The following is a 22,084-nucleotide window of genomic DNA, read 5'->3' as shown; positions in this document are numbered from 1 at the left end:
GGAGTTAAAAATGATGGATAACATACAATCACCTTTTGAAACTGTTGGCGGAGAGCAAGTTATTGATGAACTTGTAGACGCATTTTACGATCGTGTAGGTCGCCATCCCAGTTTAGCTCCTATTTTCCCGAATGATCTGACGGAAACAGCAAGGAAGCAAAAGCAATTTCTTACCCAATATTTAGGAGGACCACCACTTTATACAAGTGAGCACGGGCACCCGATGCTACGTGCGCGCCATATGCCATTTGAAATTACACCTAAGCGTGCAAAAGCATGGCTTGCGTGTATGGAAGAGGCAATGGATGAAGTGGGACTTGAGGGTTCATATCGAAATGAATTTTTTCAGCGTTTAGTACTAACGGCTCAACATATGATCAATACCCCAGACAAACCTGAAGAAAAGGAAGATTCATGTGACCTGTAATGATAAGAAATTATTTTATTTAAAAAACATTCAGCATACTACCAATAAACCAATAGAGATTTACTTCTTCATCGATCCTCTCTGTCCAGAGTGCTGGGCATTGGAGCCGATGCTAAAGAAGTTATACGTGCAGTACGGTCAGTATTTTACCATCAAGCATATTGTCACAGGCCAATTAACATCCCTTAATCTGGCCAAAAAACATTATGCTGCTTCGATGGCCCAAGTTTGGGAACGCACGGCAACCCGTTCTGGCATGTCCTGTGATGGGTCCTTGTGGCTTGAGAATCCGATTGAATCACCATATGTTGCATCCATTGCAATTAAGGCTGCCGAGCTTCAAGGACGTAAGGCAGGAATCAAGTACTTGCGGAAGTTACAAGAGGTACTGTTCCTCGAGAAACAGAATATCTCCGAACTCCCTGTGTTAATGGAATGTGCGGAGTCAGTCGGACTCGATATGGAAGAATTCAAGAATGATATGAGCGGAGATTGTGCTTCCAAGGCATTAAATTGTGATTTCAAAATCACAAGTGAAATGGACGTATCTGAGATCCCCACGCTTGTATTCTTTAACGAAAATATTGAAGAAGAAGGCATTAAAGTGTCTGGCTATCATTCTTATGAGGTGTATGTGCACATCTTACAAGATATGCTCGGAGAACAGCCATTTCCTAAGATGCTGCCTCCTTTAGAGGACTTCTTATCACAGTTTTCTTTTGTAGCAACAAAGGAAATATCGGTAGTCTATAACCTGCCGATTGTAGAAGTCGAACATGAGTTAAAAAAGCTTCAGCTGGCCCAACGTGTCGAAAAAGTTCCAGTGAAGCACGGGACGTTTTGGAGATATATTGCGAATTAACTTAGTAAGAATAAATAAACCGGAGAGGCAAACTCATGATGTTTGCCTCTCCGGTTTTTAGGTTTTGCTTCTGGTTTTTTTAAGGCCCACGAAGTTGTTTTTTATTTTTGGATTTTATCGAATCGCCCGTTTTTTTTATTTTCGCCCGAAAGCTATTAAAAATCGCCCGTAAAATCAAATTATCGCCCGAAAGAGGCAGATTTTCGCCCGTATTTTCAAAAAGTCGCCCATAATGGTCTAATTATCGCCCGATTCACTTTTATAGGCTACTTAATGCTCAATACTGCCGCGCCGTTTGAAACTATGTTGTTTTACAAATAGGAAAAGCCCCGGTCAACGGGACCAGGGCTAATCTATTGTCATTAAAGACAACAAAGGGGATGGGAGAAATTTTTCACGGTCAAACAAAGGGGTATATGTTTGTTTGTGAATCGTTTCACAGTTATAAATATATCAGATGCCAGCCGCTTTTGACAAGAGGTTAGACCTCTATTTCACAACTTTGTCACAAAGGTATTTTTTTGTAATGGAATCTGCCCCTTTTACGTACATATAACTAGTAGAGGTACAAGTCTTATGGAAAGGAGCCGCATCATGTCAAAAATACCATTCATATTCTGCATCGCGTTTATTCTGTTCAGCCTCTTCATTAATGTCCTTGGACTTATGAAGCTGTACCCGATTTATTTAACGTCTCCCGTACTATTCTTTTCTATATTCCTGCTTATCGCTCTATTAAACAATCAGAGGCGGTTTAAAGGATTCAAATAAACACTTTCCCCAAAATAAAAACCACCTCATTACAAGGTGGTCCCCATTTGCATTATTAGGAAAGCAATTCTTCCATTTCTTTTAACTTCTCTTCAAATACTTTACAAGCTTCTTCAATCGGGTTGGACTGAGTCATGTCCACTCCAGCCTTTTTCAACACTTCAATTGGATAATCGGAGCTGCCGGCTTTCAAGAACTCAAGATAACGGTCCACAGCAGGCTGCCCTTCTTCTAGGATCTGCTTGCTTAGTGCTGTAGCTGCACTGTAGCCTGTCGCGTATTGGTATACATAGTAGTTGTAGTAGAAGTGAGGGATTCTTGCCCACTCTAAACCGATTTCCTCATCAATTGTGATGTTCTCACCAAAGTATTTCTTGTTTAACTCATAGTATGTTTCTGTTAGAAGGTCAGCAGTCAACGCTTCACCATTTTGCGCAAGCTCATGGATCTTGTGCTCAAATTCAGCAAACATTGTTTGACGGAATACTGTGCCACGGAAGCCTTCTAAATAGTGGTTCAGCAAGTATAGACGTTTTTTATCGTCATCCACTGTTTTTAACAAGTAATCATTTAATAGTGCTTCGTTGCATGTAGATGCTACTTCTGCCACGAAGATGGAGTAGTTTCCATACGGATACGGCTGTGTTTTTCTTGTGTAGTAGCTGTGTACGGAATGGCCGAACTCATGTGCAAGCGTGAACAGGTTATTCACATTATCCTGCCAGTTCATTAAGATATATGGGTTGGTTCCATATGTTCCAGAAGAATAAGCACCAGATCGCTTCCCTTTGTTCTCTTGAACGTCTACCCATCTGTTATCGAATCCTTCTTTTACAATGTCAAGATACTCCTGACCTAATGGTGCAAGACCTTTAAGCAAGTAATCTTTTGCTTCCTCGTACGAAACCTTCATGTTCGCTTCTTTGATAAGAGGGGTGTACAAGTCATACATATGCAACTCTTCAACACCAAGTACTTTTTTGCGAAGATCCACATAACGGTGTAAAAGGTGTAAGTTTTTATTGATCGTGTTTACCAAGTTATCGTAGACAGTTTCCGGAATATTATTGTTGCTTAGGGCAGACTGTCGGGCTGAATCATAGTTACGGACCTTAGCTTGGAAGTTGTCCTTTTTCACCGCTCCGCCTAATGTACTGGAAAATGTGTTGCGATATTTTCCGTACGTTTCATAAACCGCTTTAAATGCATTTTTTCTCACTTCTTGATCTTCACTTTCTAAGAAGCGGATGTAACGGCCATGCGTGATTTCGATTTCTTCCCCGTTTTCATCTTTTACAGATGGGAAGGTAATGTCAGCATTGTTCAGCATTCCAAACGTGTTGGAAGATGCGGATAACACTTCAGAAGCTTCTGCTAATAATGCTTCTTCTTTCGCGGATAACACATGCGGTCGTTGGCGATTAATTTCGTCTAAGGAGTGCTCGTATAAAGCTAGTTCCTTATTTTCTTGCAGAAACTTGGCGATGTCTTCTTCCTTCATCGTTAAAATTTCAGGTACCACAAAAGATAGCGCGCTTGCCACTTGTGTATAAAGATTGGTTGCACGATCGTTCAGTCCTTGGTAGAAGGAGTTCGTAGTATCTTGATCATAACGCATATGCGCATATGTATAAAGCTTTCCTAATCGACTGGAGATGGAATCCTGGTACTGTAATGCTTCAAACAACGCATCAGCAGACTCGGACAGTTTCCCCTCATAATCCTTTATCTTTCCGATCATTCCTTTTACGTCTTGAAACTCTTTTTCCCATGCTTCATCGCTTGAGAAAATATCCTCTAATCTCCATGTATCCTCCACAGAGATGTCTTTACGCTCTTGTAATTTCTTAACAGCAGTTTGTTCCGCCATCTTAAAACCCCCTTTAAAAATAGAAAGTACATCCTTTAAACTATTCGACACGTCTTTATTATTCCCTTTTTTGTTTTATTAATCTTAAGATTGGATGATATGCATCAAGTATTCCAATACAATGCGATCTTGTTTACACCCTTCCTCCAAGGACGAAAAAGGCAGTTCCTTTTTTATTTTCCGATAAACTATAGGCGTTTCACGCTTTAATGCACCAATCGAAACGAGAGCGTTAAGATATTCCACAATAGCATCCTCATAGGAACCGGCTTTAATAAGTGGCAGCTCTCTTATGGTTATTTGTGAATTTTTAATCCGACGTTTAAAGTTTTGTATAACGGTCGGCACATGAATAATAGAATGCAATGGTGTATGGAAGATAGAATCAAAATAGAGCCAGGCCTGCCATTCAATGACAGGGGTATGAATTCGATAAAAAGAAGGAACAGGAAGGCCAATTTCAGCGGGAAACAATGAAAGAGGAATGTTCATTTTAGCATAACAGAATTTTCTCAAAAGGTGTTGCGGCTTATAGAGGGAATAAACATACCTCCACTTTTTTTTATAGTGGAGAAAGTGCTCTTTCCATGAAGGTGTTGGTGTGGTCATATTGTTCGGGTTCTCGATCCAAACCTTGCTTGTCGCCGTTGAGATATATGTGGTAGAGGTATTAAAGGAAAATGTTGGGTAGATATAATGAAATATAGAAGTTTTGGGACAAAAAGTGAGGATGTATGGCGGACTTCGTGGAGTATGTCTTTGTAAAAATTGCCACTGAAATGGTGAAAACTTCATTTGTGGTTGTATGTTTCCCAGTTTTTCTTTTCCAAGGATCCATATCGGCTTGATGCGAGAGCTTTCATAAAGTTGCGTCCTCTTACTAAACTCTGATTTTGGTATGGTGGAACATTGAAATTCAAACGCATACTTTTGATTCCCGCTTTCCGTGTATACGTCCGCTCTTTGATTGGTGCTTGGGATATAATGTTCCAGGGTGGTTTTATCATTAGAGTGGAGAAGGCTTTCATATAACTTGGCCTTGCCTTCAAGGTGGTAGTTGGTCTCTGATTCTGAGGAAGCATTGCAGGAGTCGTTCATGTGGGCAAAATGTACTTTTCTTACCTGACCATGTTTTAATTGGAGTGTTCTGTGACACGCTGGACAGAAAAACTGCTCCCCTTTTGTTAGGTGCTCAACATCTTCTCGGGTCTTCCAATCCAGTAACGAAATAAAAGATCCATCTTTTCTTTTAGCAACAAACATTCCAACACACCCTTCGGTAGATAATTTTACACCTTTATACCATTCGTCATACTTAGACAAATTCCTTCAAAAGCCCACAAAAAAAACCGGAGAAAAATTTCCGGTTTTTACAGTAGTGGGGAGGCTAACCTTGCTAATGATTCAAACACCTTCTGGTAGAAAGGTCGGTTGGCAAATACCTCTTTAGCAATTGGTTTCGCATCATGCAGATCTTGCTCGTAATCATCTACAAGAGTTTGCACACTTTCGGTATTGTAAAGAAATGCATTGACTTCAAAATTCAAATGGAAACTTCTCATGTCCATGTTTGCGGTGCCAATGGAAGCAACCTGTTCATCGACTACCACCACTTTACTGTGAAGGAATCCTTTTTCGTATTGAAAAATCTTCACCCCTGCTTCCATCATTTCTGGAAAATAAGATCTAGAAGCATAGTATACGATCCGTTTATCAGGTCGCTTCGGCACCAATAACCGGACATCCAGGCCACTTAGCGCTGCCACCTTCAGTGCCGTGAAAATATCGTCATCAGGAACAAAGTAAGGGGAGGCAATCCAAATAGATTTACGGGCAGAAGTAATCATCGAAAAGTATAAACTTTTTATGACCTCCCATTCCTGATCAGGGCCTCCTGCAATCATTTGGACTCCGCCATATTTTTTCCCGTTTTCATTTGGTAAGGCCGGAGTCAAATAGCTCGGGGTAAGCAGAGATTCGTCTGTTGCATAATACCAGTCTTGGAGAAATATTAATTGAAGCGTCCTGACGGCTTCCCCTCTTACGTAAAGATGGGTATCCCTCCAGAACCCAAAATACTCATCGCGCCCAAGGTACTCATCCCCGATATTCAACCCACCAACAAAACCTACGTCTCCATCCACGACAATGATTTTTCGGTGATTACGGAAGTTAATCTTGTTGTTAAATACAGGGACCCTTACAGGGGAGAAAGAAACGATTTCCACTCCTGCAGCTCGGAGTTCCTTTATGTATTTACTGCCTAATTGAAAACTTCCCACTGCATCAAACAGAAAACGCACCTGTACACCGCTTTTAGCTTTTTCAATTAATAAATCTTTGATTTGTGAACCAATCTCGTCATCTCTTACAATATAATATTCAAAATGGATATGGTGTTTTGCTTTGCTGATTTCTTCAAGTATCCTGGTGAATGTCTGATTTCCGTTAGTCAACACTACCGTTTCTGTATCAAAGGAGATAGGACTTCTTCCGATATTCTGAGAAAGTTGAAAAATCCCTTTCTTACTTTCGTCCAAGAGTCGCATATCTTGCTCTGTGTACTCTCTCGTTCCTTCCACTTCTTCCAGTACTTCCTTGTCAAGAAGCGCTTTCCTTTGAAATAGCCTACGCTTCCTGACATTTCGTCCAAATATTAAATAAAAGAAAAACCCAAGTACCGGAAAACTTCCTAAGACGACCAACCAGGTGAGTGTTCTAGTCGGGTGTCTATTTTCAAGAGATATTAAAAATGCTATAAAGACGACAGATATAGTGAAAAATATAGAAATGGATCCTAGCAACCAGCCTTCCCATAGGCCTTGGGTTGCAAACAACATGGCACCAATCACTAGTATAAATACAATAACCCGAATGGTATTTTTCAACAGACTCACTTCTCCTCTATCCTAAACGCAGACGCCAAATCTTCCTATATGTAGTAATCATGATATTTTAATCGGAAAAAACCGATTTCAACATTGTGAAATCGGCTTTCGATTATTTAAGGGGAAAATGCTTCGTCATTTCCTTCATCGCATCGTCCTTGGCAACTTCCGAACCATATTCTTGTAGACGGTGAATGGAGATGGCTGATTCTTCCCCATATTCGAGTAACACACTTAGTACATTGTCAATTTCTTCATCTGTATAATGTTCACTTGAGAAATCAACATATAAATAGTAGCTTTTCTCGTAAAAGTAAAGATTGTTACTTAAATTTTCTAAGTGTTGCAGTCGGTGACTCGCCGAAATAATATACTCGAGATCTCTAAACCGGACCATAAATTGCAGAAGGTCTTTTTCCTCATCTAGCTTATCGTCCTTTGCTTCATCTGTTTTAGCTGGAGAATTAAAGTGCTGATCAAGAAGCGCTTCTATTCTCTCATCAACAGGTATGTCAATTCGCTTGTCCTCTGACACAGGTACCTCGAAGTTCTTTCCATCCTTAGACAACTGCGCACGTGTGACAATGACCTCCAATCCCTTATCAAGGGCCTGAACTTGTATCCAAAGCGGGCCTTCCACCATGAAGTCTTCTTCATCATGGGCTTCATCCATCATTTCCCAGAATAGTTCTTCACTGCGCTCACGGTTATACCAGATCTCTTCGCGGTCAAATCCACGTTCCTCTATATCACCATATGAAATATAAAACTTTACCGTATGATCATTAATACGTTCTATTTCCATTCTTAACAACTCCCTTCTGATTCGGTAAATGATAAGCGTGCTCTCTTGTAAACAAATCTCATGTGAGAAATGCCAGTCTCTTATTGTCCGCTTCTCATTTTCCTCCGTCTTTCCTTGGAAGGGACCCTCCACAAATTTCTTATACCTTATTGTTACAATTTATCCATTTAGCATAGCGAGTAAACCTAAGATCTATGCAAAGATGAGCAAATGCGGCTGGTTCCGGTCCATTTAAGCAAAACATAGATTGTTATACATCCCTGTTCAGAGATGAGTAATGACCTCAAGTACCTAGCCTTTAAAGCTAGACCATGACCGCAGCATATTAAAAGAACATTTTACTATCAAGAGTGATACTTGTACTTTTATTTTATGATAAAAAAAGGAAGAATGGAAACAAAAATGCTCACATTTTAAAAAATCGTTAAAATGCCTATCCAATAAAATGATACTAACCCGGCTAACTCCTGAATCCATTTTTTCAGTCATAATCTCTCTTCTTAACCACTATATTTATAGAGGACTGGGACAAGAAGGGGCGATAAAGTGGAGCTGGAACTGATAACTTCCATACTAATCATCATTGGCATTGATATTGTGCTCGGAGGAGATAATGCCATTGTGATAGCACTGGCATGTCGTAATCTTCCAGAGCGACACCGTAACAAAGCAATCATAATCGGGACACTTCTCGCGATTGTATGCAGAATCTTACTCACCATCTGTGCCGTCTACCTCTTGGCTATTCCGTTCCTTCAGTTTATCGGAGGGGTATTATTGGTTTATATAGCAGCACAATTAATCCTCGATCAAGGAAACGAAACGATTGTTGAGGGCAGGAACTCCCTTGGTGCTGCTATTAAAACAATTGTGATTGCCGATATTGTGATGGGAATAGACAATGTTATGGCTGTTGCAGGTGCTGCACATGGTAATTTTTATTTGGTAATCATTGGCCTGGTCTTTTCCATACCAATAATTATATGGGGGAGTAAAATTATATTAGTGGCAATGGAGAAATATCCTATAATTATCTATTTTGGAGCAAGCATTTTGTGTTATACGGCCGGAAAGATGATTATTTTTGAACCTAGGGTTGCTGTTATGCTTCCTGAGGGTGATTGGCAAATGTTTTTTCCGTATGTGTTGATATTGGGCATGTTGGTTTTTACTGGATTATATAAAAGACAGTTTTTAAAAATACGATAAGTAAGTTGCTGCTTTAACCCTTATTGATTTCCGTTCCAGGTGTTCGCTTATCCAGAGGACGGTGCTTGAGCCTCCTCGTCTTCGCCTGCGGGGTCTCAAGCTACCGTTTCTCCCCCGCTGGAGTCTCACACCTTGCACTCCAATCAATAAGTAGATTATAGAAAATGTAGACTATAGAACTTGTAGGAATAAAAAAACTTCTACATGCGATGATGCATGTAGAAGTTTTTTGTTTATATTAGCTGTTCACTAATCGTTGTGCTTCTCTTAATTGGAAGGTTCTTACTTTTCTTGGTAAGAATCGACGAATCTCATCTTCGTTGTACCCTACTTGTAGTCGTTTTTCGTCTATGATGATAGGTCTTCTTAAAAGACCAGGGTGTTCTTTTATAACGGAATATAATTCTTGAAGTGGCATTGCTTCCACATTTATATTCAGTTTTTGGAAGATTTTAGATCTAGTTGAGATGATCTCATCTGTCCCGTCTTCCGTCATTCGTAAGATCTCTTTAATCTCATCAATCGATAAGGATTCAGAGAAAATATTTCTTTCTGTATATGGAATGTTATGTTCTTCTAACCAATTTTTTGCTTTACGACAAGAAGTACAACTTGGAGATGTATATAGGGTTACCATGAACTTTCCTCTCCTTTTTATCTAGTATTATTCGAAAGAACATGCTGAACGTTTCTAATTGTGAATCGCTCTCAATTTGAAATTACTCTAAAGAAGTAATCTCTATTGTTTATTATACACGATTTCCGACTGAAAAGGTATAGTATTTTAAAAGTCGGACAAGTTGTCACAGCATGTTCAAATTTTCACTGCTTTAACGCCCTGTAGATTTCCGTTTCAGGTGTTCGCTTTCCGCGGGACGGTGTTTGAGCCTCCTCGGCTTCGCCTGTGGGGTCTCAATCTACCGTTACCTCCCCGCTGGAGTCTCACACCTTACACTTCAATCTACAGGGGGAAATCTTATAATAAGTTTAAATAATTTTAGTAATTACTTGGCTTACATCTATTCAGACGTTTGGTTGTCCTAGAAGGTTTCATTTATATGAAATTAGTTTTGATATTTTTTTGTATGTTCACAAAGTAGTAACAATTATGTTGATTCGATTGCCCTTAGATAGTTAGGATTTGTAAGGGTTTGTAATACATGTTAGTTTTATAATTAGACAAGATAAGTATGAGGTGATATATGTTGAAAAAATATTGGCTGCTTCCTGCCATGTTCGTACTCTTATTTTCAACCGCTTGCAGTCAAAAAGAGATTACAAGCCAGAATACAGAGTCCAATAAGATTCCTGTTACGATTGCTGAAGTTACGGAAAAAAACATCAGCAACACGATCGAATTGGTCGGACTGGCTGTACCGGAAACACAAGTACCACTCCTAACTACCTCCCCCCTTACCGTTGAATCTGTTCATGTAAAAATTGGAGATATAGTAAAAAAGGGCGATGTAATCGTTTCATTGGATTCTGAAGCTGCGAACGAACAAGTAACACAGGCTCAAAGCGCAGTAACAGAACTGGAAAATGCCCTTTCAAAAATGAAAGAAATGCAAGAGGCAGCTGAAAATCAGGCCTCTCTTTCTGATATACCCAAGTTGCAGGACGAATTAAACCAAAGTTTAGAAAAATCTCAGGCTCTTTTGGATGGCGTTGACACAGGGGCTGTTACATCGCTTGATTTGGTTCAAAGCACGGTCGATGTGATGGTCAAACAGGCGCAACTAGCGACAGCTGCGAGCCAAGTCCAACAAATGCCTACCTTCAACACCATGGAAATCGAAGCTCAGCTGAATCAGGCTAGACAAGGGCTTAAGCAAGCGCAGCAAATGGCAGATGCTACTTCGATTACAAGCCCAATTGATGGAATTGTTTCTGAATTAAATGTAGTCAACGATGGAATTGCTTCTCCTAATGTTCCAATTGGAACGATTATACAGTTAGACAATATAGCTGCAACTTTCCAAGTGAATAGTTATCAAGTAAGTAAATTGAAAGCAGGGCAAGATGCGACTATTTCCTTTGAGGGATTGGCAGATTCGTTTGAATCCAAAATAGAGACAGTCTCTCCCACAGTTAACCAGCAGACAAACATGTTTTCAGTCACCATTCCTGTCAGCAATACAGAATTAGAGATTAAAGGCGGAATGAGGGCCACTGCATTTGTAGCCGTTGATAACCTTGAAGCGCAAACTGTTGTGCCTATGGACGCTATTTTATATGAAGAGGAAAATCCTTATGTATATGTCATTGAAGAAAATAAAGCGGTAAGACAAGATGTTCAAACTGGTTTCCGTGACAATGAATTTATGCAGATCCTTGAAGGAGTTTCTAAAGGCCAGAAAGTAGCCGTAAACGGAAAAGAAAGATTAAAAGACGGTGCAGAAATAACCGAACAAAGTGAGTGAACCTATTAGATGAAAATTGCGAAGCTTTCTGTATTACGTCCCATTGCAATGTCAATGGTGATCATACTTATGTTAATCCTTGGTGCCGTCAGCATGCGCGGTATGCCGGTGGACTTGTTTCCTGAATTAACTTTTCCTATTGTAGCGGTAACCACCACCTATGAGGGGGCTGGTCCTGAAGAGATCGAGAACTTGATATCTTCTCCACTTGAGGATGCAATGAGCACTTTGCCGAATGTGGAATCTGTTACCTCCATTTCGCGTACAGGAGGCTCACTTGTTCTCGTGTCTTTTACCTGGGGAACGAATATGGATTTCGCCTCCTTGGATATGAGGGAGCGGATTGATTCTGTTCGCGACTTCCTTCCTTCAGGTGCTAATCTGCCTAGGGTTCTCCGCTTCAATCCAAGTGACCTGCCAATTGTGCAACTTGCCATCACAGATCCATCTGGAGAAATGACCAAAGCGAAGCAGTTGGCGGAACAAGATATTGAGCCCCAATTAAGCAGTGTGGATGGAATTGCGTCCATTTCAGTGGAAGGCGGAGCAGAAAATGAAGTGAGGATAACGTTGGATCCGAATGCTCTTTCTTCCTTTGATGTATCTATTGATCAATTACAACAAATTATCGCTGCCGAAAACTTAAACCTCCCTGGTGGTTCACTAACAGATCAAAATCAAAATCTTCCAATAAGGATTACCGGAGAATATGCCTCCATTTATGACATCCAAACGCTTCCGATTCCTACTCCTAAAGGGGTCATCCAACTCGATCAGCTCGGTGAAGTAAAAGAAACCCTGCAACCGACAACGCAGCTAAGCTACTTGAATGGAGAACCTGCAGTAGGAATGTCGATATTGAAGCAGTCAGGAAGCAATACGGTTACTGTTGCAAACAATATTGAAGAAAAGTTAGAAGAAATCAGAAAAAATTTACCTGAAGGCGTCGAAATAAAGCCGATATTTGATCAAAGTCAATTTATCGAACAATCCATTCGCGCCGTGACCACCAACATGATTGCTGGTAGTTTATTGGCTGCACTAGTTCTGTTTTTCTTTTTACGAAACATACGCAGTACGCTTATCATTTTATTTTCTATACCTGTTTCCATCGTCGCAACCTTTATCTTCATGTACTTTAGCGGTCAAACGTTAAATCTTCTGACTCTAGGGGGACTCGCGCTTGGAATTGGGATGATGGTGGATAACGCCATTGTCATATTGGAAAATATATATCGTTTACGACAAAAAGGTTATTCCATGAAAGATGCGGCAATTGAAGGAACTAGTGAAGTTGGCCCTGCAATCATCGCTTCCACTTTGACCACCGTCATCGTTTTCTTACCAATCGTATTTGTGGACGGTTTGGCTGCACAATTATTTAAACCATTAGCACTTGTGGTTTCGTTCTCGTTGCTCGCCTCTTTGTTCACAGCATTAATCATTGTTCCGTTATTCTCATCTCTACTATTAAAAGTAAATACAAACACTTCTCGTTTTGAAGAGAGATTTACCGGATTCACCAATTGGTACCGTTCTATTTTGGAAAAGGTACTAAGGAATCCAAAGAAGACCGTAACCACTATCGTCATTTTGTTTCTGATTTCATTAATTGGTATCCCTTTTATCGGAAAAGAGTTTTTGCCTCAGCAGGATCAAAGTTTCATTTCCATGACCGTACGCTTACCTGACGGGAGCTCGCTTGATGCTACATATGATGTGATGGAAGAAATTGATTCGAGGTTGTCGGATATTAAGGATATTGACTTGGCATTTGTGACTGTCGGTGGAACAGACAACTTCTCGGTTTCAGCAGGTACTCAGACAAACCGGGCGAACTACAGCATTCTTTTGACACCTGTAACAGAACGGAGCCGCTCTGACAAACTTGTAGGAGACGAAATCAGGAAGAAGCTTGAGAATATCCCTGGTGCTGACATCTCCCTTTCTTCCGGGGACTCTGGTTTTTCTCAAAATCCTGTATCCCTAAGTATTACAGGACCTGACTTGACCACGCTGAAAGGTATGGCGGATGAGACAGTCGAGCTTCTTACTGAAATTGATGGGATCAGGGAACCTTCTTCTAACTATACAGAAGGTAATCCCGAGATTGTCGTAGATATTGACAGAGTCAAAGCAAGTCAGTTTGGAATTGGTAGTGCACAGATCGCTTCTGCCGTTTCAAATGCCACAAAAGGACTTGTTGCATCAAGAATGGCTCGTGACGGGGCTGAACTTGATATCCGATTAACGATTGAAGATACGTATACAGCTTCCATTCAAGATTTGGAAAAATTGCTGATCAATACACCTACTGGTGAAAACATCCCTCTTCAAGCAGTGGCAACTGTTGAACGAGGCCAAGGTCCAAGTCAGATTAATCGCACAAACAGAAACCGTGAGATTACGGTTAATGCTGATATTGTGAACCGGGATCTTGGAAGCGTCATTGATGATGTGGAACAAACATTGAAGGAAAACATCTACATTCCAAACAATCAATATAAAATAACGATTGGCGGACAGGATGAACAAATGAATGACGCCTTTTTCAAACTCGGAGGTGCCCTCGCCCTTGCCGTTGTTCTTGTCTATATGGTCATGGCAGGACAGTTTGAATCTTACTTCTATCCATTTATCATTATGTTCAGCGTACCGCTGACGGTTATTGGAATCATTACCGGCCTTCTCGTCACCGGACAACCGCTTGGTGTTGGTTCCCTCGTCGGAATGCTTATTTTGACCGGGATCGTCGTCAATAACGCCATCGTGTTTGTCGACTATGTAAATATGATGAAACGTGATGGTAAAACAACTTGGGAAGCTATTCTTATAGCAGGACCAACTCGTTTACGCCCAATCTTTATGACTGCTCTTACTACCATTCTCGGTTTGATTCCGTTAACCTTGGGCTTTGGAGAAGGGATGGAAATTCAGCAGCCGATGGCGATTGTTATCGTATTCGGTTTAAGTTTTGCAACCATTATTACGTTAGTTTTAATACCGGTTGTTTACTATCTGTTTGATGAATTTAAGGAAAAAAGAAAGCTTAAGAAGTTAGAAAAGCTAGATGCCTAAAAATTTGCGGGAGGATGATTAACATGCTGAATAAATGGATTTTGGTTGCCATGCTGATTGTATCAAGTTTTCTTATCTATCCTCCCGCAACTGCTGAATCTCCTGGTGAAATTACTTATATCGCCATTGGAGATTCATTAACTGCAGGTCTTGGATCATCAGAAGAAAACTATTTACGCATTCACGGCTTTGTTCCTCAATTCACGAAATATTTACGTGAGAAAAACAATGTGGACGTAGAGAATTATGGGATTCCCGGTCTTTCTTCTACAGGCTTATTGGCATTGTTGAATGCGGATGAGGCCTTGCAAAACCGTTTGAAAACAGCTGGAGTGATCTCGGTTTCCATCGGTGGGAATGACTTCTTACAAACCATCCGTTCTGTACCTGAGAGTGAGGAAGAGTCAGCACTAAATGTTCGAATGGAGATTTTGAAGAGGACTTATCAGGAGACCTATAAGTTGTTACGTAAACTGAATCCTGATGCCACTATCATTCTTTTAGGACTCTATAATCCTTATCCTGAAGGTCATGAATTGACCGACCTTGGCGCTAAATATGCTCCTTTGTTTAATGGCTTTATTGAGGAGTACGGAGATGAATCCAACACACTGGTTATTGACCCCTATGAAGCGTTTGAGGGGAAAGCATTGGAGTGGACGCATATCGCGAAGGACGACATACATCCGAATGATAGAGGATATACAGAAATTACCCAGCTGATTAGAAAAGCATACGAAATCCGCCAAGAATAAATGAAACTCCACCCTAAACTAGTAGCTTCTTGCCTCTAGTTTAGGGTGGAGTTCGTTTTTCACTTATATTAGCATCTTAGTACAATATTTTGCACCACTTATTCTAAGCTTGTTTCGATTTCCTTGACCATTTCCGAAACAGAAATAAGGCCTCCACCTGACAAGTACCAGTAGTTAGGATCAAGATACACAATGTTCCCATCTTTACTCGCATTTATCTGTTTGATGATATCGTTATCTAATAACGATTGGGCACTTGATTCTCCTTCTACTGCAGCCCCTCTGTCAATGACAAACAAGTAATCCGGGTTCTTTTCAAGAATATACTCAAAAGAAACGTTTTGTCCATGCGTCGATACTTCTATCCCATTATCCACAGGTGTTAGTCCAAACTCATCATGAATGATACCAAAACGGGAGCCAGGACCATAAGCACTAATATTACCCTCATTTGCAAGAATAATTAATGCGTTCTTTCCGGAAGCGTTTGCTTTTGTTTTTAATGCCTTAATAGATTCTTCCACTTGAGACAATTCCTCAGCAACTTCGGACTCTTTACTGAAAATCTCTCCAAGTAATGTCATATTTTCTTTGTAAGAAGGAAGGTAATCAGTTGTATCTACTCCCATAAAAATTGTTGGAGCAATTTTGGAGAGTTCCTCATATGCTTCCGCTTGTCTGCCGGAAATGATGATTAACTCTGGCTCAAGCGAATGTATTTTCTCAAAATCCGGCTCCTTCAAACTTCCCACATTCTCATATTTTACGTCTTCATATTTTGATAAGTAATGAGGTATGTTCGCTTGAGGAACTCCTAAAACATTCACTCCCAATTTGTCCAGGGAATCCAATATTCCAAAGTCGAACACAATAACATTTTTAGGCGATTTCGTGATATCTGTTTTTCCTAATTGATGTTCAATAGTCATCGTTTCTGTATTCCCGGTAGTTTTCTCTTCTGCTGAAGCAGTTTCGGTTCCACTTGTTGCATTATTATTTGTACCGCACGCAGCGGCAACTAAAGATAATAAGAAAGCTAAAAATAATATGGATAGGTTCTTCTTCATTTCCTTCACCTCATGAAATATTTGGATAAAGCTACAAATGATGATTATATTCTCTAATGAACTCCTTTTTGCATCTGTTATAGTCTTCTTACAAAAAGGTGGCGCCAGTTCCAGAGAAGTCCATCAAGGGATAGCATTCCTGTAAGCTTGCATATCTTCTCCTCCTTATGAAAAATAAATAGAAATATTTTTTCCGTCTATTTCTTTTACTTTAATTTCAATATCATAGATTTCCTTTAAAATGTCTTCTCTAATGATGTCTTCTGTTTTACCTTGCTTTACTAATTTTCCATCCTTCAATGCTACGATATAGTCAGAGTAAACAGATGCGAAGTTAATATCATGAATTACGATAATGACGGTCTTCCCCGTTTCATCAACGAGCCTTCTCAATACTTTCATTATCTGAACAGAATGCTTCATATCCAGATTATTCAACGGCTCATCCAAAAGGATATATTCTGTGTTCTGCGCAATTACCATGGCAATGAATGCACGTTGCTTTTGCCCTCCGCTTAACTGGTCCAAAAATTTATGCTGCATTTCTTCCAGTTGCATGTACGCAATTGCTGCATCTACCTCTCTCCAATCTTCTGCAGTCAAATTACCTTGCGAATGAGGAAATCTTCCAAAACTGACAAGCTCCCTTATTGTCAAACGAATTGGCATATGGTTAGACTGTTTTAGAATGGATAACTTTTTTGCTAAGATATTGCTTTTTTGTTTGATTATATTCTCTCCATCTACGTAAACTTCACCGGAATCCATTTCTATCAGCCTGCTCATCATGGACAACAAGGTGCTTTTACCTGCACCGTTAGGGCCTATAAAGGAAGTGATGCTCCCCTTCTTCACTGTAGTGCTTACCTGATCCACCACTTTTTTGTTTCCATAGCTTTTCGTTAGGTTTTTTACTTCGACCATGATTTACTCTCCTTTAATAACAGATAAATAAAATAGACACCGCCTGTAAAATTGATGATGACACTTAAGGTGGTGGAGAACGTGAATACTCGTTCCACAATCAGTTGTCCCCCCACTAGCGCTACGATGCTTATAAGAATGGAGGCAGTCAATAAGTATGTATGACGGTAAGTTTTCATAAATTGATACGCTATATTTGCTACAAGTAATCCTAGAAATGTTATTGGCCCAACCAAAGCAGTGGCTATGGAAACAAGTATGGCAATGATAATTAAAAACCTTTGCACAATAAAATTATACGGTACTCCAAGATTGATGGCCTGGTCCCTTCCAAGCGCCAGTACATCTAAATATTTCAAATAACGAGATACATAAAGCCCGATGCCAATTAGAAGAATAATTGAACCAATCAAAAGTTCCGTGTTGACGTTATTGAAGCTTGCAAACATCCTATCCTGAACAAGCATGAATTCATTCGGATCAATCAGTACCTGCATAAATGTAGATAGACTGCCAAACAGCGTTCCAAAAACTATCCCCACCAGAAGCAGGAAATAGATATTTCGTCCCTCGCCTTTAAAAAGGAACTTATAAAGGAGTATGGCAAACAATACCATGCATGACACCGAAAGGAGGAAATTCACTTCCTTGTTAACTGTTATAAAGCTTGCAGAACCGAATGCGAAAATAATAAATGTCTGGACAAGCAGATAAAGAGAATCAAGTCCGATAATGCTTGGCGTTAATATTCTATTACCAGTAATTGTTTGAAAAATAACGGTGGAAAAAGCAATGGATCCCCCAGTAAGTATTATCCCCAGTACTTTCGTAGCTCTCCTTGGAAGTGCATATTCCCAACTTGAACCAAGATCATAAAATAAAAAAAGAGAAACTGAGAATACTAGTAAACCAATCAATAGATAAATCTTATGCTTTAGCTTCATATGTACTTCTCCTAAACAAAAGATAAAGAAATAACGCACTACCTATTACTCCGACAGTAAGACCGATTGGTATTTCGTAAGGATAAATGATAATTCTACCGAGAATATCGCATGAAAGGACAAAGATTGCTCCAATCATTGCAGTGTATGGCAGATTCTCTTTTAGATGATCTCCCCGAAAGATACTCACAATATTTGGCACAATCAGCCCAAGGAATGGTATCATTCCTACTGTCAGGATGACGATAGATGTCACAGCTGCCACAATGACAAGTCCAATGTTTACTACCTTTTTATACGGCAATCCTAGATTAATAGAGAAATCTTCTCCCATACCTGCAACGGTAAACCTGTTTGCATAAAAATATGTAATGATAAGCAATGGAATACTTATGTAAAGCAGCTCGTATCTTCCTTTAATAATTAGGGAGAAATTCCCCTGCAACCAAGACGACATATTTTGAATAAGGTCATATTTATAAGCAAAAAATGTAGTGATGGAGCCTACAATACTTCCGAACATTAGCCCCACTAGCGGGATGAAAATAACATCCTTGAACTTTATCCTGTCTAAAATTTTCATAAAAATAAACGTCCCTGCCAGTGCAAAGATAAAAGCAATGGAGGCCTTTAGTAACATTCCAGCAGAAGAAAAAAGCAGGAGGGAAACTAACACTCCAAGTCTTGCAGAGTCCATTGTTCCAGCAGTGGTTGGTGAGACAAACTTGTTCCTAGTCAGCTGCTGCATAATCAGGCCACAAACACTCATTCCAATTCCGGCGATAATAATGCTTAGCAGTCTCGGAATTCTACTAAGCAAGAGAATCTGGAGTTGCTGTTCACTTATTCCCTGCCACAATTTCCAAGGTTGAATTTCAGTTACCCCAACAAATAAAGAGATAAATGATAATGTTATTAGCAAAATAAACAGATACCTTTTCTTCATTATGCTTTCCTTCCCTACACTGTATTTGAAATAGATAATCATTCTCAATGGCGATTAAAAAAAAATAAGCCTAAAAGTATTTATCTCTTTATAAGTTCTTAATGTATAAAAATACTTGTTTAAACAACTAATAACCAACAGCCTATTACTTGTTTAAACAAACATTTTTATTGAAGATTTGCTCTTATCTGATCAAGCATTCTAAGGCATTTCTCCACATCTTCAGGATTTATCCCTTTCGTTGCGTCCTGAATCGTTTGGTTCGCAAGGATCTTAAGCTCCTGCTCCGACTCTTTTGCCTGTTCTGTAAGTTTAATAATATTAATCCTTGCATCTGAAGGATGTGGTGACCGTGTTACCAATCCCCTATTTACCATGTTCACGATTAAACGAGAAACACTTGGTTGATCTTTCTCATTTAGTTCTGCAATTTGATTTTGCGTAAGTCCGTCCCTCTCATACAACCTACTCAGTATTTGCCATTGTTCATACGTGACAGGAAAATTATTCTCTTTAAAATATTTGTTTATGCGATTATTCATTAGTCTTGATGCATGGAAAAGTTTATAACCTATCGAATCATCTAACTTATAGTTACTTTCAGGTTTCACCTTTTCAACTCCTCTCAGCGATTTTATTCTATCTAAAAATACTTGTTTATGCAAGTATTTCTCGTTAAAAAAACCACTACCTTTGGGTAATGGTTCTATCTAGCTTTAATAATTTAAACGATATTTTACAATTTAGACAATATATCCTCATTATCATCATCTTCATCATAAGTAAGTACTTTGTCTACTTTATCATATGATTCACCGTACAGTTCTTTATCTTTATATGTATGAATTTGCTCGTATGTAGCTTTCATTCCCTCGTAGATCGCTTCTTCCCCTGCATCCGTCGGTGACCAATAAAGGATCTCCATTGCATTCACTTCATTTGTTGCAAGAGAACGACGTCTATAACCGATTGATGTGGCATGTTCAAACCCTTCTCTTTTATAAAAACGGAGTCGTTTTTCCGTGTCTGTGTCTTCATAATCAACAGGTTCCACTTCTAAAATAATCGGCTTGCCTTTTTCCTTCATTTTGTCTAGCAACTTATGTCCAAGCCCCAAACCTCTAGCATCTTTTGAAACAAACAAGTAGTCGATGAAAATAAAGTTATCAAGCTCCACATACATTAATACATGATGCTCCCCTTCATCCTTATGATAAATGTCCCCTCTTTCTTTTAAAAGAAGCTCCATATGCTCCCTGGATTTCATCTCTTCTACTGGAAAATACTGATTTAACTTCTCATACCAATTCATTCCGTAATAAACTCCCCTTTCGTTTTATCTCTATGTACACTTTAAGTATAACAAATTTGAACAGACCTCAGTGTTAATATACCCTCTTTCTTTTCTATTAAACATACCATACAATAAGAGTATGATTGTTTTTTGTATACGATTACATAAGACAAAGGGGATGTGTGGTTTTGATCGAATATTTTATTGATTTTACCATCGTGGCTATATTAGTCATCGGAATTACCGCCGTTATGGGCGTACTGACAAACGGTATCGGAGAAAAGCTTTTTGGAGGAAAAAAAGGCACGGAAAGCTTTGATAAGTCCGCAAGCATGCAGGCTGGTTGGAAGAGTGTCGGAGGGAAAAAGAAATAACAGAAAAAAGCTGCCAGATGATTGGCAGCTTTTTTTCTATCTTTTTACTCAGTCATTAAGTGGGGTAAAGTCTAGTCCTTCTGTATAGCTGTTACCTGCATTCCAAATCAGGTATTCATCTATTCCATTTTCGTTTAGTGCACGGATTTGATCTTCCACTTCTTTTGGTCCATATGGAATATAATTCCCTGCTCCAAGCCAACTTGCTGTGAAGTCCTGAATCCACGGTCTTGATACCGGTCTATTTTCCAGCTCATCCAGCTTGGCGTTTTCTAGCTTAGAATATTCGGCAATCAGCTTATATGGCTCCGTATCCGGTTTTTCAATTCCGAAATAAGCTGTCCAATGGCTTGGATAGATCATGGATGAAATAACATCCACGTGTTCTGAGATGCGGCTGAAGTTCTGACCGATTCCAGGTGCTTCTGGCAAAGTTGCTGTATAACCAAAGATATCCACGGACACTTGCACATTGTAGGGCTCTAATCGCTCACGTGCATACTCCACGAAATCCGTTACCGCTTCCACTCGCTTTTGAACATTGTCCATATCGAGGTCCTTGTACTCCCCATAGGTGTATTCAAGACTTGTGTCTCTATTTTCAAAACCTTCCGGGAAACGCACATAGTCGAACTGTATTTCCTGAAAGCCCATTTTCGCTGCTTCAATCGCAATGTCTACATTGTAATCCCAAACTTCCTTTAAGAAAGGACTGACAAATGCCTCTTCACGACCGTTCACCCATACTTTACCGTTTTCTTGAAAAGATAAATCCGGGCGCTTCTTCGCTAGCACAGTATCCTTGAAAACTACAATTCTACCGATCGGGTAAACTTCATTTTCTTCCAAGGTTTTCATCATTTCTTTAGGGTCCTTAATATAAGGCTGTGCAATGTCCATGAATGGGGAGTCTTCCTCCTCCGGTATGTAAGTCAGATACCCATGATCATCCTTAATATCAATAACCATTGCGTTAAGGTCTGTTTTGTTCAATAGATCTAGTAAGCGTGGAAATCTTTCCCCACCTGCTGAATGACCTGTTACATAGATCCCTCTAACTGCATCTGGATATGTAAAAGTATATCCTGAGTCAAACGCAAATCTCGCAATCGATATTGGCAGCTCGCGTGTTTGCATTTCCACCTTTTTTGTTGCATGTTGTGCCGCTTGAAGTACTTCTTCCCCTTCTGCTTGTACTAGCGTTCCACCTAATACGAAAATTCCGACTGCAGCCACCAGACCACCAATCATTTTTTTCATCATTTCATTTCAAAATCCCTTCTCTTATATGCTATCTCTATTATACTGGAAAATCGTTGTTTTTTTACCTTTTTCAACAATTTCCTTCAAAATAATTCGAGAGTACTAGAGTGGTAGTGGGTGATGAGAGTGATGAGAGTTTGCAGGAAGGGTTCTCTGTTACCGTTTTGTTTCTTGTTGAGGGGAT

At 39.6% G+C, this 22,084-nt stretch carries 19 protein-coding genes; 7 read left to right on the top strand and 12 right to left on the bottom strand.

The genetic code is table 11. The annotated features are described in order from the left end of the window. Window positions 1-10: 10 nt before the first annotated feature. Together B4U37_RS07180 and B4U37_RS07175 are read left to right on the top strand one after the other, a co-directional pair. Window positions 11-427, top strand: a complete 417-nt coding sequence (locus B4U37_RS07180) for a globin domain-containing protein (protein WP_088017677.1) — start codon at window positions 11-13, stop codon at window positions 425-427. Continuing rightward, window positions 417-1,289 carry a ClpXP adapter SpxH family protein gene (locus B4U37_RS07175; protein WP_088017676.1) on the top strand — a complete coding sequence of 291 codons (873 nt, stop codon included), beginning with the start codon at window positions 417-419 and terminating at the stop codon, window positions 1,287-1,289. Before B4U37_RS07180 ends, B4U37_RS07175 begins: the two co-directional genes overlap by 11 nt. Before the next feature lie 826 nt (window positions 1,290-2,115). Here B4U37_RS07175 and pepF read toward each other — a convergent pair. The 4 genes from pepF to mecA all read right to left on the bottom strand — a co-directional run bounded on the left by pepF (window position 2,116) and on the right by mecA (window position 7,623). Next, a complete protein-coding gene (gene pepF / locus B4U37_RS07170; protein ID WP_088017675.1) occupies window positions 2,116-3,930 on the bottom strand; it encodes an oligoendopeptidase F in 1,815 nt (604 codons plus the stop codon). A gap of 84 nt (window positions 3,931-4,014) precedes the next feature. Further along, window positions 4,015-5,193 carry a competence protein CoiA gene (locus B4U37_RS07165; RefSeq protein WP_088017674.1) on the bottom strand — a complete coding sequence of 393 codons (1,179 nt, stop codon included), beginning with the start codon at window positions 5,191-5,193 and terminating at the stop codon, window positions 4,015-4,017. 107 nt (window positions 5,194-5,300) lie between these two features. Continuing rightward, window positions 5,301-6,818, bottom strand: coding sequence for a cardiolipin synthase (gene cls / locus B4U37_RS07160; RefSeq protein WP_088017673.1), 1,518 nt, complete (start codon window positions 6,816-6,818; stop codon window positions 5,301-5,303). Window positions 6,819-6,930: 112 nt separating this feature from the next. Continuing rightward, window positions 6,931-7,623 (bottom strand): adaptor protein MecA, encoded by a 693-nt coding sequence (gene mecA / locus B4U37_RS07155; protein WP_088017672.1) that lies wholly within the window; start codon window positions 7,621-7,623, stop codon window positions 6,931-6,933. Window positions 7,624-8,169: 546 nt separating this feature from the next. Between mecA and B4U37_RS07150 the strand changes: the two genes are divergently transcribed. Beyond that, window positions 8,170-8,832: a TerC family protein gene (locus B4U37_RS07150; RefSeq protein WP_088017671.1), complete on the top strand. Its 663-nt coding sequence runs from the start codon at window positions 8,170-8,172 to the stop codon at window positions 8,830-8,832. A gap of 238 nt (window positions 8,833-9,070) precedes the next feature. Here the strand turns inward: B4U37_RS07150 and spxA are convergent, their stop codons facing one another. Next, window positions 9,071-9,469, bottom strand: a complete 399-nt coding sequence (gene spxA, locus B4U37_RS07145; protein ID WP_010191975.1) for a transcriptional regulator SpxA — start codon at window positions 9,467-9,469, stop codon at window positions 9,071-9,073. 565 nt (window positions 9,470-10,034) lie between these two features. Here spxA and B4U37_RS07140 point away from each other — a divergent pair. From B4U37_RS07140 to B4U37_RS07130, 3 genes are read left to right on the top strand one after another with little or no spacing between them, the layout of a single operon-like run. Beyond that, window positions 10,035-11,255, top strand: a complete 1,221-nt coding sequence (locus B4U37_RS07140; RefSeq protein WP_088017670.1) for an efflux RND transporter periplasmic adaptor subunit — start codon at window positions 10,035-10,037, stop codon at window positions 11,253-11,255. 9 nt (window positions 11,256-11,264) lie between these two features. Further along, window positions 11,265-14,333, top strand: a complete 3,069-nt coding sequence (locus B4U37_RS07135) for an efflux RND transporter permease subunit (RefSeq protein WP_088017669.1) — start codon at window positions 11,265-11,267, stop codon at window positions 14,331-14,333. A gap of 23 nt (window positions 14,334-14,356) precedes the next feature. Beyond that, window positions 14,357-15,088, top strand: a complete 732-nt coding sequence (locus tag B4U37_RS07130; protein ID WP_157663736.1) for an SGNH/GDSL hydrolase family protein — start codon at window positions 14,357-14,359, stop codon at window positions 15,086-15,088. A gap of 98 nt (window positions 15,089-15,186) precedes the next feature. Here the strand turns inward: B4U37_RS07130 and B4U37_RS07125 are convergent, their stop codons facing one another. From B4U37_RS07125 to B4U37_RS07100, 6 genes are all read right to left on the bottom strand, one after another. Beyond that, complete coding sequence (locus B4U37_RS07125) at window positions 15,187-16,155, bottom strand: siderophore ABC transporter substrate-binding protein (protein WP_088017667.1); 969 nt, start codon at window positions 16,153-16,155, stop codon at window positions 15,187-15,189. Window positions 16,156-16,320: 165 nt separating this feature from the next. Continuing rightward, window positions 16,321-17,079, bottom strand: a complete 759-nt coding sequence (locus B4U37_RS07120; RefSeq protein WP_088017666.1) for an iron ABC transporter ATP-binding protein — start codon at window positions 17,077-17,079, stop codon at window positions 16,321-16,323. Beyond that, window positions 17,067-18,023, bottom strand: a complete 957-nt coding sequence (locus B4U37_RS07115; protein WP_088017665.1) for an iron chelate uptake ABC transporter family permease subunit — start codon at window positions 18,021-18,023, stop codon at window positions 17,067-17,069. Before B4U37_RS07115 ends, B4U37_RS07120 begins: the two co-directional genes overlap by 13 nt. Continuing rightward, a complete protein-coding gene (locus tag B4U37_RS07110) occupies window positions 18,007-18,969 on the bottom strand; it encodes an ABC transporter permease (RefSeq protein ID WP_088017664.1) in 963 nt (320 codons plus the stop codon). Before B4U37_RS07110 ends, B4U37_RS07115 begins: the two co-directional genes overlap by 17 nt. Window positions 18,970-19,136: 167 nt before the next feature. Next, window positions 19,137-19,580: a MarR family winged helix-turn-helix transcriptional regulator gene (locus B4U37_RS07105; RefSeq protein WP_244951487.1), complete on the bottom strand. Its 444-nt coding sequence runs from the start codon at window positions 19,578-19,580 to the stop codon at window positions 19,137-19,139. 125 nt (window positions 19,581-19,705) lie between these two features. Beyond that, complete coding sequence (locus tag B4U37_RS07100; RefSeq protein WP_088017663.1) at window positions 19,706-20,281, bottom strand: GNAT family N-acetyltransferase; 576 nt, start codon at window positions 20,279-20,281, stop codon at window positions 19,706-19,708. A 170-nt stretch (window positions 20,282-20,451) separates the two neighbouring features. On the opposite strand from B4U37_RS07100, the gene B4U37_RS07095 reads away from it, so the two are divergent. Continuing rightward, on the top strand, window positions 20,452-20,637 hold the full coding sequence (locus B4U37_RS07095) for a hypothetical protein (protein ID WP_088017662.1): 186 nt from the start codon (window positions 20,452-20,454) through the stop codon (window positions 20,635-20,637). A gap of 48 nt (window positions 20,638-20,685) precedes the next feature. On the opposite strand, the gene B4U37_RS07090 is transcribed toward B4U37_RS07095, so the two are convergent. Beyond that, window positions 20,686-21,900: a putative glycoside hydrolase gene (locus B4U37_RS07090; protein WP_088017661.1), complete on the bottom strand. Its 1,215-nt coding sequence runs from the start codon at window positions 21,898-21,900 to the stop codon at window positions 20,686-20,688. Between the last annotated feature and the right edge of the window lie 184 nt (window positions 21,901-22,084).

It is taken from the genome of Sutcliffiella horikoshii (genome assembly GCF_002157855.1).
Classification (GTDB): Bacteria; Bacillota; Bacilli; order Bacillales; family Bacillaceae_I; genus Sutcliffiella_A; species Sutcliffiella_A horikoshii_C.
This window is presented reverse-complemented; position numbering and strand designations above follow the sequence as displayed.